Source organism: Streptomyces sp. NPDC001373, assembly GCF_042895815.1.
In the GTDB taxonomy this organism is placed as follows: Bacteria; Actinomycetota; Actinomycetes; order Streptomycetales; family Streptomycetaceae; genus Streptomyces.
On the sequence record NZ_JBIAWQ010000002.1, the window covers coordinates 265,829 to 278,684 of the forward strand.

The 12,856-nt window shown below is 74.7% G+C and carries 14 protein-coding genes and 1 pseudogene; 3 read left to right on the forward strand and 12 right to left on the reverse strand.

Annotation, left to right across the window (positions count from 1 at the left end):
- The 3 genes and pseudogenes from ACFY15_RS06555 to ACFY15_RS06565 form a co-directional block, all read right to left on the reverse strand.
- Window positions 1-534, reverse strand: a pseudogene (locus ACFY15_RS06555) (hypothetical protein); the annotation flags it as partial.
- Between the two features lie 599 nt (window positions 535-1,133).
- On the reverse strand, window positions 1,134-3,140 hold the full coding sequence (locus ACFY15_RS06560; protein WP_390686269.1) for an FUSC family protein: 2,007 nt from the start codon (window positions 3,138-3,140) through the stop codon (window positions 1,134-1,136).
- 71 nt (window positions 3,141-3,211) lie between these two features.
- Entirely contained in the window at window positions 3,212-4,039 is an 828-nt protein-coding gene (locus ACFY15_RS06565; RefSeq protein ID WP_390686270.1) for a hypothetical protein, read from the reverse strand.
- Window positions 4,040-4,189: 150 nt separating this feature from the next.
- On the opposite strand from ACFY15_RS06565, the gene ACFY15_RS06570 reads away from it, so the two are divergent.
- Window positions 4,190-4,597 carry a hypothetical protein gene (locus ACFY15_RS06570; RefSeq protein ID WP_390686271.1) on the forward strand — a complete coding sequence of 136 codons (408 nt, stop codon included), beginning with the start codon at window positions 4,190-4,192 and terminating at the stop codon, window positions 4,595-4,597.
- 87 nt (window positions 4,598-4,684) lie between these two features.
- Here the strand turns inward: ACFY15_RS06570 and ACFY15_RS06575 are convergent, their stop codons facing one another.
- The 7 genes from ACFY15_RS06575 to ACFY15_RS06605 all read right to left on the reverse strand — a co-directional run bounded on the left by ACFY15_RS06575 (window position 4,685) and on the right by ACFY15_RS06605 (window position 8,691).
- A complete protein-coding gene (locus ACFY15_RS06575) occupies window positions 4,685-4,873 on the reverse strand; it encodes a hypothetical protein (RefSeq protein ID WP_390686272.1) in 189 nt (62 codons plus the stop codon).
- Window positions 4,874-4,930: 57 nt separating this feature from the next.
- Window positions 4,931-5,284 (reverse strand): hypothetical protein, encoded by a 354-nt coding sequence (locus ACFY15_RS06580; RefSeq protein ID WP_390686273.1) that lies wholly within the window; start codon window positions 5,282-5,284, stop codon window positions 4,931-4,933.
- A gap of 113 nt (window positions 5,285-5,397) precedes the next feature.
- Complete coding sequence (locus tag ACFY15_RS06585; RefSeq protein WP_390686274.1) at window positions 5,398-5,985, reverse strand: hypothetical protein; 588 nt, start codon at window positions 5,983-5,985, stop codon at window positions 5,398-5,400.
- A 219-nt stretch (window positions 5,986-6,204) separates the two neighbouring features.
- A complete protein-coding gene (locus tag ACFY15_RS06590; RefSeq protein WP_390686387.1) occupies window positions 6,205-7,212 on the reverse strand; it encodes a PucR family transcriptional regulator in 1,008 nt (335 codons plus the stop codon).
- 172 nt (window positions 7,213-7,384) lie between these two features.
- On the reverse strand, window positions 7,385-7,630 hold the full coding sequence (locus ACFY15_RS06595; protein WP_390686275.1) for a hypothetical protein: 246 nt from the start codon (window positions 7,628-7,630) through the stop codon (window positions 7,385-7,387).
- Between the two features lie 52 nt (window positions 7,631-7,682).
- A complete protein-coding gene (locus ACFY15_RS06600) occupies window positions 7,683-8,435 on the reverse strand; it encodes a CbtA family protein (RefSeq protein ID WP_390686276.1) in 753 nt (250 codons plus the stop codon).
- 40 nt (window positions 8,436-8,475) lie between these two features.
- Window positions 8,476-8,691, reverse strand: coding sequence for a CbtB-domain containing protein (locus tag ACFY15_RS06605; RefSeq protein WP_045945631.1), 216 nt, complete (start codon window positions 8,689-8,691; stop codon window positions 8,476-8,478).
- Window positions 8,692-8,932: 241 nt separating this feature from the next.
- Between ACFY15_RS06605 and ACFY15_RS06610 the strand changes: the two genes are divergently transcribed.
- Window positions 8,933-9,394 (forward strand): histidine phosphatase family protein, encoded by a 462-nt coding sequence (locus ACFY15_RS06610; protein ID WP_390686277.1) that lies wholly within the window; start codon window positions 8,933-8,935, stop codon window positions 9,392-9,394.
- A gap of 52 nt (window positions 9,395-9,446) precedes the next feature.
- On the opposite strand, the gene pucL is transcribed toward ACFY15_RS06610, so the two are convergent.
- Together pucL and ACFY15_RS06620 are read right to left on the reverse strand one after the other, a co-directional pair.
- A complete protein-coding gene (pucL, locus tag ACFY15_RS06615; protein ID WP_390686278.1) occupies window positions 9,447-10,364 on the reverse strand; it encodes a factor-independent urate hydroxylase in 918 nt (305 codons plus the stop codon).
- Window positions 10,365-10,657: 293 nt separating this feature from the next.
- The gene (locus ACFY15_RS06620; RefSeq protein WP_390686279.1) at window positions 10,658-12,013 is read right to left on the reverse strand and encodes an aspartate aminotransferase family protein; all 1,356 of its coding nucleotides are present in this window, start codon (window positions 12,011-12,013) and stop codon (window positions 10,658-10,660) included.
- Window positions 12,014-12,434: 421 nt separating this feature from the next.
- Between ACFY15_RS06620 and ACFY15_RS06625 the strand changes: the two genes are divergently transcribed.
- Complete coding sequence (locus ACFY15_RS06625; protein WP_390686280.1) at window positions 12,435-12,851, forward strand: ATP-binding protein; 417 nt, start codon at window positions 12,435-12,437, stop codon at window positions 12,849-12,851.
- Window positions 12,852-12,856: the final 5 nt, after the last annotated feature.

A 12,856-nucleotide genomic window follows, 5' to 3' on the forward strand; every position in this document is an offset into this window, starting at 1 on the left:
GACGGCTTCGGGCGCGGTGGCCTCGGCCTCCGGCAGAGCGGGGGCGGTGGCGGAGGCAGGCTCGGGGTCCTCCGGGGCCTCGGGCTCGGCGGGCTCCGCTTCGGTGGCGGCCGGGGCGGGGGTGTCCGCCTTCGGCTGGTCCTCCGGCACGGGCGCGGCCGCTTCGGGCTCGGTGGCGGCCGGCTCGGTCGTGGCCTCCGCCTGGGCGGGCTCCGCTTCGGTGGGGGGCGCCGGCTCCGCGGGGGTGGGGGGCGGCGGCGGGGTGGGGCCGGGGGACGGCCGGCGGGCTTCCGGGACCGTGGGGTCCGTGGTGGTGGCGGGGGCGGTGAGCAGGGTGCCCGCCTCGCGGTCGCGCGGCGCGGACTGCGGCGGGACCGTCGGGTTGTCGAAGGACGCCGCCACCAGATCGGCCGCCGCGTCCAGTGGAGTGCGCTCGGCCTGGCTGGGGAGGGCCGCCGCTGGGGCGTCCGACGTCTCGGGGACCGGCTCCGCAGTCCTTCCGAACACCTTGCGCAACAAGCTCCGAATACCCATGGGCCAGGCCTTTCGCATGAGTGCGTGCGTCATTTGTCCGTGCTGCGCGGTTGATCCCTGCCCAGAGTGGACACGTAAGGTTATCGGCCCCTTGGCTGGAACGACGGCAGGGGCGCCCTTCGTGGTGCCCGTCCTACCACCCAACCCGGTCGCCCGCACGAACTGGCCCTCCGGCGTGCCGGGTTCATCCACCGTTCATCCCCGCGCCGCCGCACCGGCGTAGCCCGCAGCCGCCGGCGCGGCAGGATCAGCCCCTCCGCATCCACGGCGGACTGCCCGCACAGGTCCCCCGCCCGTCGGCGGCACACCGGCGTCCGGTTCCAGCCGGTTCGGGTGGATGGTGGCCGATCTCGCCGAGGGGGACGTCCAGTTGCCGGGCCGGACGCTCCACGTGAAACATCCGGCCCGTCCCCGCAACTCCCCACCGGCAGCCGCCCCACCGGGAGCCGGAGCGTGGTCAGGGCCCCGCCGTCGGGGGGCGTTCGCGAGGGTGAGGGCGATGTCCAGAACGGCCGCCTGGCCCGCCGTGATCGTTCGTCGGGCACAGGCCGTGGCCGCGCCCGCGGCCGGGGTCTCCCGTGCGGAAGCGCCGGCCCCGTTCAGTGCTCCGGTTGGGCGATGGCCCGGGCCGCCACCACCTCCTGGTGCAGCGGGGTGAGCACGCTCGGCTCCTCCGGGTCCGGGGGCATGTCGACCCGGCGCAGGGTGGGGCTGCTGCGGATGCCCCCGGCCAGCTCCCGGATCTGGCCGGCGATGCGGGAGACCTCGGACGGGGGCGGGGCGGCGGCCCCGTGGTTGACACGGACGCGGGCCGCCGTGGTGGCGTCCACGACCCGCTCCACGGCCACGACCAGCGGCCACCACGCGGCGGCGCGGCTGCCGGTCGGCGGGGGTTCGGTCAGGGCCCGCTGGAACTCGCTGCGGACGCCCGAGAGGTCGCGGTAGATCCGGCGCCGGGCCTGGAGGCGGGACTGTCGGGCCGCCCGCAGCTCGGCGTCGTCCGCGACCGGGGCGAAAGCGCACTCCACGTAGCGGGCGGCGTCGTCGACGGCGGCGGCGAGCCGGTCCCCGACCCGGGTGTGCCAGCTCTCGGGCCACAGCAGGTAGCCGAAGACCAGGGTGATGGCGCAGCCGATCAGGCTGTCCAGCAGCCGGGGCCGGATGAGGTCGAAGCCCTGGTGGTTGAGGAGGTCCGACAGGAGCAGGATCACCGGGGTGATGGCCGCCGTCTGGAAGACGTACCCCTTCGCGGAGAACGCCGGGATCAGCGCGGCCAGCAGCGCCATCACCGGGACGTCCCACCAGCCGCGCGGCACCTCCGCCAGCACGGCGGCCGCGAGGACCAGTCCGACGGCCGTCCCCAGGGCGCGCAGCACCGCCCGGGAGAACACGGAGCCGAAGTCCGGCTTGAGGACGAAGGTGACCGTCAGCGCCACCCAGTACGAGCGCTCCACCTCGATCAAGGAGACCAGCGACTGGGCCAGGCCGATGCACAGGGCCAGGCGGAGCCCGTAGCGCCAGGAGGCCTCGGACAGCATCAGGTCGCGCACCGCGCGCCCGGCCCGGACGCGCAGGGCGGCGGGCCGGCCGAGCCGGTCGTCGGCGTGGCTGAGGTCCGGCTCCTCCAGGTGCACGATCTCCGCCGCGTACCGCAGGGCGGCGTCCACGGCCCGCTCGGACCGGCCGTGCGGGGCCGGGAGGTCGAGGACCGGGGCACCGGTGCGGCCCTCCTCGACGGCGGCGGCCAGGTCCCGGACCGCCGCCGGGACCTCGGGCGGCAGCGGGCGGCCGCTCAGGTGGGCGGCGGGGGCGGACTCGACCAGCGGGATCAGCACGTTCAGCTGGGCGATCACCCGCACCAGCGAAGGGCTGCGCCCGTGCACCCGGGCGCGGCGGGCCAGGACGAGGTCGTAGGCCTGGTTGAGGGCGTGGGTGACCTGCTGGCGGCGTTCGTCGTACACGGCCGCCGGTCCGCCCGCCGCCTCCAGGGCGTCGGCGACGGCCCGGTAGGCGGTTGCGACGGCGGCCCGCTCGGGCTGCCGGCCGCGCAGGGGCCAGCCCAGCAGGGTGAGCAGCAGGACGAACAGGCCGCCGGCGCTGAGCAGCAGCGGGGCCGTCCACCAGGGCTCGGGCAGCGGCAGGCCGGCCCCGACGACCGCGTTGAGCAGGAACACCAGCCCCGCCGCCGAGGCGACCGAGCCGATCGAGGAGATCATCCCGGACACCAGGGCGATCAGGGTGAGGACGGCGACCGCGACCCAGCCGTGGCCGTAGACAAGGGTGCCCAGGGACACCCCGACCGCGCCCAGGAGCTGCGGGACCGCGATGTTCAGGATCCGCATGCGGTAGGCGTCGGCGGTGTCGCCGATCACCCCCGACAGCGCGCCCATGGAGGCGAGCGCACCGTACTCGGGTTCGTCCAGGGCGAAGCCGACGGCGAGCGGGACGGACATCGCGACCCCGGCGCGGGCGACCGCGGCCCAGGGGACGGGCGTACGGCTCGGCCGCAGCCCCGCGACGAGCCAGGCGGGGGGAGCCAGCGGGTGGGCTCGGGGCGGCCGGGGCGGCCGGGGCGGTATGTGCTCGGTGCGTCGTTCGCTGGTCATTCCGCTTCCGTGTCACCGCTCGCGAATCGGTTCTTCTGGGTCGTTCTGCGGAGGATGGGTATGTTCCGAGCTTATGGGGTGCGGCGCAGCCGGCCCATCAGCCATGCGGTGAGCGCGGTGGCCAGACCGAGGAAGAGGACCACCCAGGCGGTGGTGCGCAGGAACGCGGTCAGCGCGTCGTAGACCGCCCCGGCGGCGGCCCGGTCGATGTCGGCCGGGAGGTCGTCGAGGGTCAGCCGGCGGCACACGGCGACCGCGATCCCCAGCAGGACGGCCCCGGTCGCGATCCCGAGGCCGGTGGCCAGCAGGGCGCGGCGGCGCCGCACGGCGACGGCCACGGCCGCCGCGGCGAGCAGCAGGGTCAGCGCGGGGAGCCAGACACCGGCGACCTGGAGCATGCGGAACCCCTCCCGGAGCGCGCCGAGGTTGTCGTACTCCATGACCTCGACGGACAGGTGCGTCTCGGGGATGCGGTCGGCGAACGGCACCCCGTCGGCCACCAGTTCCCCCCTGACCTGGGCGATCACCGGCGCGAGGTCGATGGTGACCGCGTCCCCGTGGCCGGTGGTGAGGGCGTCGAGGAACGCGGTGTGGGCGGCCCGGTTGGCCGCGTCCCAGGCCGTCCGGTAGGCGGGGGTCCCGGCGAAGGAACGCAGGGCCTCGCCGATCAGGGCGTCGACCCCGCCCTGGAAGGGGCCCGCGTCGATCTGTCCGGAGAGGGCGCGGGTGACCTGGGTGACGACCACGCCCTGGACGGCGGAGTTCGAGGCGAGCGGGGACATGGCGGCGGTGTAGCTGTCGGCGTCACCCAGTCGGCGGTCCGCCCAGTACGCGACCGCGCTCGCGGGCACGAGGAGGGCCACGAGCACGATGAGGGCCGCCGACAGGTAGGTGCGCACGTCACCAGGGAAGGCGGGCCCGGTCCGGGGCGCCACCCCGGTTGCTGCGTACGGGGAAGCGGCCGCGTCCGGGGCCCGCCCGGACGGGTGATCCACTTGCCGCCCCGGGGCGGCGGGTGTGCCCTGGAGTCCGGAAGAGAGGAGCCCGCCATGGCACACGCGGCCCCCCGCACCATCCAGTGGCACCGTCCGATGACGTCGGCGGAGCACGACCTCCACAGGGGCGCCCTGATCCGCGCCCTGCTGCTCGGCCTCGCCTACGGGCTCTGGACCGCCATGATGAAGCGCGACACCGGTCCGGTCACCGTCGGCAACGTCTTCTACGGGATCCTGTGCGGCGTGCTCTTCGCCGCCGTCATGTACAGCCTCGCGCGGTTCGGCCCGCTGCTCATGCGGGAGCTGCACGCCGCGGCGTACGGGGTGTTCGCCGGGATCGCCGTCGGCTACATGCACAGCCTGACCAACCAGTCCATCCTCCGCTCCACCGTCGTCGGCCTGTTCACCGGCATCGGCGTCGGGATCGCGGCCTTCTACCGGTACTACACGCGGGAGGACTGACGCCCCGCGCACCGGCCGCGGCGCCGGTTCCCGTGCCCCGTTGCGGAGGGCGCGGGAACCGGCGCCGCCTCGGCAGGGCCGGGCCGGCTACGCGGCCGGCTCGGCGGTGCGCGGCTGCGGCTCGCCGCCGGGCCCGGTTTCGAGGGCCTCGGGGGCGGTCTCCGCGGCCGCGGCCTGCGGGGCCGGCCGGTCCTTGCGGGACGTCGGGGAGAAGCGGAGGCGGACGGCTTCCGCGCGGATCATGGCGTTCAGGGCGGCGTACGGGTCGATGGGCATGACGGAACCTCACGGTGGTCCAGGGGTGTGCGGGGGGTGTTCTGCCGCTCGGCCCCCTCAGCAGCGCAGAACCACGCTCCGGACCGCCCGCGGTGACACGGACGCCCCGGCCGGCCTGCCCGGGGCCACACGGGTGGACTCGTCCGCGTGTTTCACGTGAAACGTCCCCAACGGCCGATCGCGCGGGGCCGGCGCCACGCGCAGGACCGACCGCACGTCCGCCCGGGCGTCGGGCTCGGCCGGATCCGCCTGTCCCTCGGCGGGGTCGGCCGGGGCGGAGGAGGTGGTGCGGGGATCGGCGCCCGCGGTGGCGGCCGCCGCCTGACCGGCGCCGAACAGGCACAGCAGGGCCACGCAGGCCACCGTCAGGGCCCGCGCCAGCACCGTCCGCGCGTACCGCGCACCGCTCATGGGGGCTTGCATGCCCATCCGCTCCGGGCGACTCGCCGGACGCCGCCGAGAAGCCCCCGACCGGGGGACGAAGACACCCCCCTCGGTTGACGGGGCGGACCGGCACACCGCGCTCAGCCCGTGCGCAGCGGCCCGGTCAGCCGCGCGAGGACGGACGTCTCGCCACTGACCAGCCGCAGGCGGGCCCGGCCGCCCCGGCCGGGCGCGATGACCCCGTAGGGGGAGACCCGCTCGACGGTGAACACGGCCGTACGGTGGTCCGCGCGCGGGATCTCGATGGTGCGGCCCCGCCGCAGCTCGCCGAGCGGGAGCCCGTTGCCGGTGACCACGGCGGTCCCGGCCGACCCGGGGGCCGGCCCGGCGGTGTCCCAGCCGACGGTGTCCCGGCCGTCCTGCGCGCCTTCGGCCAGCGGGAGGTCCACCCCCAGGCTGGGGATCCGCAGCCGTAGCGGCCGCGAGGCGCGCAGTGGTCCGGCGGCTCCGGTCCGGCTCCTGCGGGCCGGGGTGCGGGAGTGCGTGCCGGAGTGCTCCAGCTCGCGCACGAGGCGGCGGTGGCCGGACAGGCCCAGGGCCCGCGAGGGCAGTGCGTCCGCGACGCCCGAGGTCCCCGGCTCCGCACCCTCTCCGCCGCGCAGCAGTCCGATGCCGGTGCAGAGCAGAGCGACCGTCAGCGCGGCTGCCGCCCATGGGGCGCGGGACATGGCATTCCTCCTGGGCCGGCTCGGGCGGCCGGTCCCTGGGAGCGTGGACCACTCCCGGGGGCCGGGCACATCGGCGAAGCCGGTGAGGTGACGGTGTGTCATGGCTCCGCAGGGGTGCGCGGTGGGAGTCTTCGCAGCTGGCGCCGGGTGCGCCGGGTGCGCTTCGGAAACCGGGGGGCGGTGCCGCCGAACGGGTGAGGGTCTGCGGAACCCGGGCCGTCAGCCGAGCGGTTCGGCCGGCCAGTTCAGCAGGCGGGCTCCGAGGGCCGCCGTCTGGAGGGTGTAGCGGTGGGCCGGGTCGCCGGGGTCGTGGCCCGTCAGGCTGTGGATGCGTTCCAGGCGGTAGGTCAGCGCCCGCACGCTCAGGCCCAGCCGCCGGGCCGCCTCCGCCGCCACGCAACCCGAGTCGAAGAAGGCGGTCAGCGTGTCCAGCAGCGGGACGGCCCCGCCGCGTCCGGCGCGCAGCGGCCCCAGGGCGCTCAGCACCAGGTCGGCCATGGCCGCCCGGTCCCGGGTCAGCACGGGGAAGACCAGCAGATCGGCGGCGCGCAGCAGCGGCCCCTCGAAGCCGAGCCGGTCCGCGAGGTCGAGGGCGTGCAGGGCCTCCTCGTAGGAGGCGGCCACCCCGCCCACGCCGGGGTGCGGGCGCCCGACGGCGACCAGCCCGCCGGCGCCCGTGTGCGCCAGCTGCGCGAAGTGGGCCAGGACCTCGTCGCCGTCGCCGGGGGCCACGCAGACCAGTCTGCCCTCCTTGGTGGCCAGCAGTACCGTCCCGTCCCCGAACCGCCCGGCGAGCATCCGCTCCAGCCGCCGGACCTGCGCACTGCCGTCCGTGTGGGGCGATGCCGTGTGGGCCACGGCCACCGCGTGCGCCCCGGCCGGGTGGAGCCCGAAGCGCTCGGCCCGCTCGCCGAGGCCTTCCGGGTCGCCGCGGCCGAGGAGGAGGTCGTCGATGAACTCGCGGCGGACTGCCTCCTCCTGGCGCACCGCCAGCCGCTGGGCCCGCTCGTACCCCTCGGCGAAGGCGTCCACGGCCTGTTCCGCGGCCGCCATCAGGGGGTCGGGGGCGACGCGGGCGCCGAGCGCGGCGCGGGTGGCGGCGAGGTGGGCGCCGACCAGGCCGCGCAGCCCGTAGCCGGCTTCGGCGGCCCTTTCCCCGAGGTCGCGGCGGGCGTCGAGTTCCTCGCGGACCGGGGGCCGGCCGGTGGCCGAGACCTCCGCGAGCATGTGCACGTACCCGGTCAGGTACTCCTCGGGTATGTCCCGCCCTGCCGCCGTCACACCAGCTCCCGTTCCGTTGGAAAAGCCCCATTCTTCCTCGCCGCACGGGCCGTTCGGCCGTGGGGGCGGTGGTGCGGGCAGGGGTGGGCGCGGCACAGGAGCGGGGCGGCGGGCGGGGTCAGAGCACCACGAAAACCACCGCCGCCGCCCCCATGAGGGCGGCGGCGAGGTGCATCGCGGGGTGGCCGTAGTCCCCGTACCAGAGCTGGCGGGCCAGTCCGCCGAGGGCGGCCAGGGCGGTGATGACGCCCATCTGTGCGAAGAGGGGGACCGCGGTGAAGGGGGCCAGGCTCAGCAGCACCGAGTTCAGCCAGAACGGTGCGGCGCCGGTCCAGCCCCGCCATTCCCGGATCGCGGACTGCATGTCCCGGCTCCCACCCTCGTCACCCGGCACGTCCGCAACCGGAGTGCCGTCTTCAACTCGTCGGCTGTACAGCCTCCTTGGGCGCGGCGGCCGGGGCAATAGCACGTTCGGCTAGAAATCCGAAGACCAGGCCGAAAGTAGTCCACACCGCCGCCTGGATGGCCAGCGAAGCGAGCCGGAACTGCCAGATCAGTGCCGCCGGGAAGTCCTCCGGCACCTCGTTGACCGCCGGTAGCAGTGCGTAGCCGACGGCTATGGCCGCCACGAAGGCGAGGGAGGCGACGACCGAGGCGTTCCAGTTCCCCAGGCGCGGCGCGAGCCGCCGGCCCAGGATCAGGGCGGCCGAGGCCAGCAGCACGCTCAGGGCGATCATCAGCAGGTAGAGGGTGGTCCGCCGGACGACCGTGCCGGGGTCGCCGACGGCGGGGGGGTTGGCGGGGTACTTGAGGAACGGGACCAGCCCCACGGTGAGGAACAGCCCACCGCTGACCAGGGCCGCCGTGGCCCGGGGGCCGAAGCGGCCGATGCGGCCGAGGGCGAAGCAGAAGACGAGCGCGGCGATGCCGCCGAGCGCGATCCCGTAGAGCAGGGTGCCGGTGCCGAGGCCGGCCGTCGCCTGGAGGGCCCGGCTGACCGGGGCGGCTTCGACGTGGTCGTGCGCGGCCTCGCCGGCCTCCTCGACGGCGATCGCCGCGTCGACCTTGGACTCGCCGAGCAGGTACGCGACGAGGAAGGCGGCGACGCCCGCGAGCAGGCCGGCCAGCATGCCCCGGACCAGGAGGGCCCGGGGGGAGACGGTGTTCACGTGGGAGCTCCTTGCGTGATCAGCGGGGATCAGCAGGAGGTCAGTGGCAGGGGAAGCCGAGCAGGTGGCGGCCGTCGTGCATCCACTCGTGGACGGTGTCGCCCTGGAAGAGGGCGGCGGCACCCTGCTCGACGCCGACGAGGTAGAGCAGGAAGAGCGTCACGACGGCAGCGAAGGCGGCCCAGGGGGCCAGCGCGGAGAGAGAGATGGGGGCTACGGCGACGGGGGCCGAAGCGGGCACGGCGGAGTGGGCCATGGCAGAACCTCCAGGGGAACACGCGTCCCGGTCAGTGGTGCTCTCGTCGAAGGCGGACGGGTCTGACTCCCCTCCCCCGTCGCCGCGGGAGGATTCACAGTGGCGCGACCGTGCCGGAATCTCACCGGTACTTCCGTCCTGCCTTCTTCATGTCGTCCGTGACGGTAGCGCGCTCCTGGCTCGAACACCACGGCGTGTGGCCCCCGTCTCACGCCCCGGGCGTGCGCTTTACGCTCTTTTTGTGTCCCTGACTCCGCCGGTGCGCCTGCACCTGACCACGCCCCCGCTCGACGACTCCGCCCGCCGGGGCAGGTTCGGGACCGCGCGGCCCTGCCCGGGCCACGAGGGCCTGGCCGGGCCGGACATGGGCGCGTGGGCGGGCCGGACCCTGGACGAGGTGGCCGCCGAGGACCCGGAGGCGGTCCACCGCTGGCTCACGGACCCGGAGTTCGCCCCGCCCGGCGGCGGCGAGTCGGTGGCCGCGCTGATCGCCCGTACGGGGGAGCACCTGGCCGGGCTGGAGCCCGGCCGGCACCACGTGGTGGTCGCGCAGGCCGTCGTGCGGGCGGCGGTGGTGTCGGCCCTGGAGCTGCCGGCGGCGGCCTTCTGGCGGCTCGACGTGCGCCCGGACACCGTGACCGCCCTCAGCGGGCGTGCGGGCCGCTGGAACCTGTTGGTCGGAGCACCCCGGGCCGGGGAATGACGGACGGCCCGGACCCCGCGACGCGGTCCGGGCCGAACGGGGCGGAGGGCCGTTACGCCACGATCCAGTCGGAGGTGGCGATCACCGACTGGACGCCGTCACGGTGGACGGTGCCCTCGATCAGGCCGTACATCCGGTCCGCCGCGAAGTAGACCTCGTTGTCGTTCTTGAGGCCGAAGGGCTCCAGGTCGACGAGGAAGTGGTGCTTGTTGGGCAGGTTGAGGCGCACCTCGTTGACCTTGGGACAGTTGTCGAGCACCCGCTCGGCCATCTGGTTCAGGGTCTGCTGGAGCGAGTAGGAGTACGTCTCCGCGAAGGCCTCCAGCATGTGCTTGCGGACCTTCTTGTACGACCGGTCCCAGTCGTACGCCGCGTCGTCGGCGGCCGGCGCCGAGTGCGCCCAGCGGGCGGTGACCTTGGTGGCCAGGATGCGGTCGTACGCCTCCTGGAGGGTCGTGTACCTGTCCTTGACGAAGCCGTGGAACTCGGAACTGGTCGAGTTCATCACGGTCAGGTCCTTCAGGCCCGAGATGACCTGGAGGCCCGTGGCCTCGCTGTAGGTCACCTGCGCGGTGCGCACCTCCTGGCCCTTGCGGACGAAGGAGTGCTGCTCCTTGCGGGTCGGGACGGGGATCCGCTCCCAGGCGAACTCCTCGATCCGGATCTGCGCCTCGCGGATCGGGGCCTGGGAGGAGACGAAGTGCTTGGCGAGCAGGATCCCGAAGGCCTCGGGCGAGCTGATGCCGTGCTCCTTGCCGAAGGCGTACACCGTGTTCTTGGTGGTGTCGGTCGGCAGGCAGTTGGCGTTGTCGCCGGTCAGATGGACGTCGCGGAACTCGCCTCGCAGGGCGACCGAGACGTTCAGGTCGCGGATCTCGGCCCAGGAGCCGTCGCTGCCCTTGCGGGTCACCACGACGATGCGGTTCTCGGCCTTGCCGTACTGGTTCTGGCCCAGGACGTGCTTGCTCATGCTGTCTTCCTTCGGGTACTCGGGAACACGGAGTCCGTTGGTCTGGATCCCGTACGCCCGGCGTCCAGCGCCCGTTCCCCCCAGGGAACGTCCCGCTCCCCGCCGTTCGGCCCCGGAGGACCGCCCCGGGACTGACGTGCATCCCGGTCCGTAGGTGCTGAGTCGTACTGAAGTACTGGAGTACTGACGGGATTGCACCATGTGCACGGCGGGTTGACCACGGGACGGAACCTCCGAACACCGGTACCGGCGGATTGGCCGACCCCACAAGCGGGCGCCGCGGGGCGGGCGGCTCAGGCCGTGTGCGCGTCCGTGACGGCGAGGGCCCCGTCCAGGACCGCCAGGCCCTTGGCCACGTCCTCGGCCGAGATGTTGCAGGGCGGGGCGACATGAATCCGGTTCCCGGCGAGCAGCGGCCACAGACCGCCCTTCTTCAGGGCCGCGCCGAAGGCGGCCATGGGGGCGTTCTCGGCGCCGGAGGCGTTGTACGGGACGAGCGGCTCGCGCGTGCGGGCGTCCCGTACGAGTTCCAGGGCCCAGAAGGTGCCCAGGCCGCGGACCTCGCCGACGGAGGGGTGCCGCTCGGCGAGGGCGCGCAGGCCGGGGCCCAGCAGCTCGGCGCCGGTGCGGGCGGACCGCTCGACGATCCCCTCCTCCTCCATCACGTTGATCGTGGCGACGGCGGCGGCGCAGGCCAGGACGTGCCCGGAGTAGGTCAGCCCGCCCGGGTAGGGGCGGCGGGCGAAGGTGCCGGCGATGGCACCCGAGATGGCGACGCCGCCGAGCGGTACGTATCCGCTGGTCACGCCCTTGGCGAAGCAGAGGAGGTCGGGGGTGACCCCCCAGTTCTCGGCGGCGAACCACCGGCCGGTGCGGCCGAAGCCGACCATGACCTCGTCGAGGATGAAGACGATGCCGTGGCGGTCGCAGATCTCGCGGACGCCGGCCAGGTAGCCGGCCGGGGGGACGAGCACGCCGGGGGCGCCGCCGACGGTCTCCAGGATGATCGCGGCGATGGACTGCGGGCCCTCGAAGACGACCGTGTCCTCCAGGTGGCGCAGGGCCCGCTCGCACTCCTCGGCCTCGGTGCCGGCGTAGAAGGGGGAGCGGTAGGAGAAGGGCCCCCAGAAGTGCACGACGCCGGCGGTCGCGCTGTCGTTGCCGAAGCGGCGGGCGTCGCCGGTGAGGTTGATCGCGGTGGTGGTGGCGCCGTGGTACGAGCGGTAGGCGGACATCACCTTGGGCCGGCCGGTGTGCAGCCGGGCCATGCGGACGGCGTTCTCCACGGCCTCGGCGCCGCCGTTGGTGAAGAAGATCCTGTCGAGGTCCCCGGGGGTGCGCTCGGCGATCAGGCGGGCCGCCTCGGAGCGGACGTCCACGGCGAAGCCGGGCGCGACGGTACAGAGCCTGCCCGCCTGCTCCGCGACGGCGGCGGCCACCTTGGGGTGCTGGTAGCCGATGTTGGTGTAGACGAGCGCGCTGGAGAAATCGAGGTAGCGGTTGCCCTCGTAGTCCCAGAAGTACGAGCCCTCGGCCCCCGCGACGGCCAGCGGGTCGATGAGCTCCTGGGCCGACCAGGAATGGAAGACATGCTTCCGGTCGGCGTCCTTCACGGTGCGGAGGGCTTCGGCGTCGGCATCTGCGTTCATATACCGAGCGTAGTTGTCCAGGATGTGGACAGGGGTCGCCTCGGGCGCGGCGCGGAGCGGGGCAGAGAGGGGAGGGGACGGGTGCCCGAGGACTTGACGGATCGGGGCAGCGGTCCTCGACCTGCGGGAACGGCCGGACTAGCCTCGCCCGCACCGGCCGCTCCACGGGGGAGAGCGGCCGAAACCCCTGGCGGGGGCCTTGTGGACCCCGCCCGGAGGGCACCGGCAGGCCCCCCGCCGGGCCCCTCCGCTCCGGCGCACGGGCCGCTCCGGCGGGACTCCGGTGGAGCTTTCGGAGGGGCCGTGGGGCCATGTCGGGGCGGCTGTGGCGGCCTGGTGGCCGAAACCGTGGGATTTGTCCATCCTGGTCGGGGGTAGGTGCGGCGCCGAGGGAGCGGTGGGCCGAGACGGGAGTGCGCCGGTGGCGGAACAGACGCGGAGGCTCGTCCTGGGCGGCGCCACGGCCGGTGTCGTCACGCGGTGCCGCGACTTCACCCGGCAGGCCCTCGCCGACTGGCGCTGGGCGCCCGGGACCGAGGCCGAGGAGGACGCCCTCCTGCTGGTCTCGGAACTGGTCACCAACGCCTGCCTGCACGCGGGGGGCCCGCGGGAGCTGGTCCTGCGCTACGGGCCGGGCGGGCGGCTGCGGGTCGAGCTGACGGACGACAGCCCCGAACCGCCGCGGCCCCGCCCGCAGCAGGACCGGGCGCGCCCCGGGGGGCACGGCCTGGTCCTCCTGAACCACCTGGCGCAGTCCTGGGGGTCGTCCCCGCTGTCCGGCGCCCACCCGGGCAAGACGGTCTGGCTGGAACTCCCCGCCCCGGTCCCGGAGCCGTAGCCCGG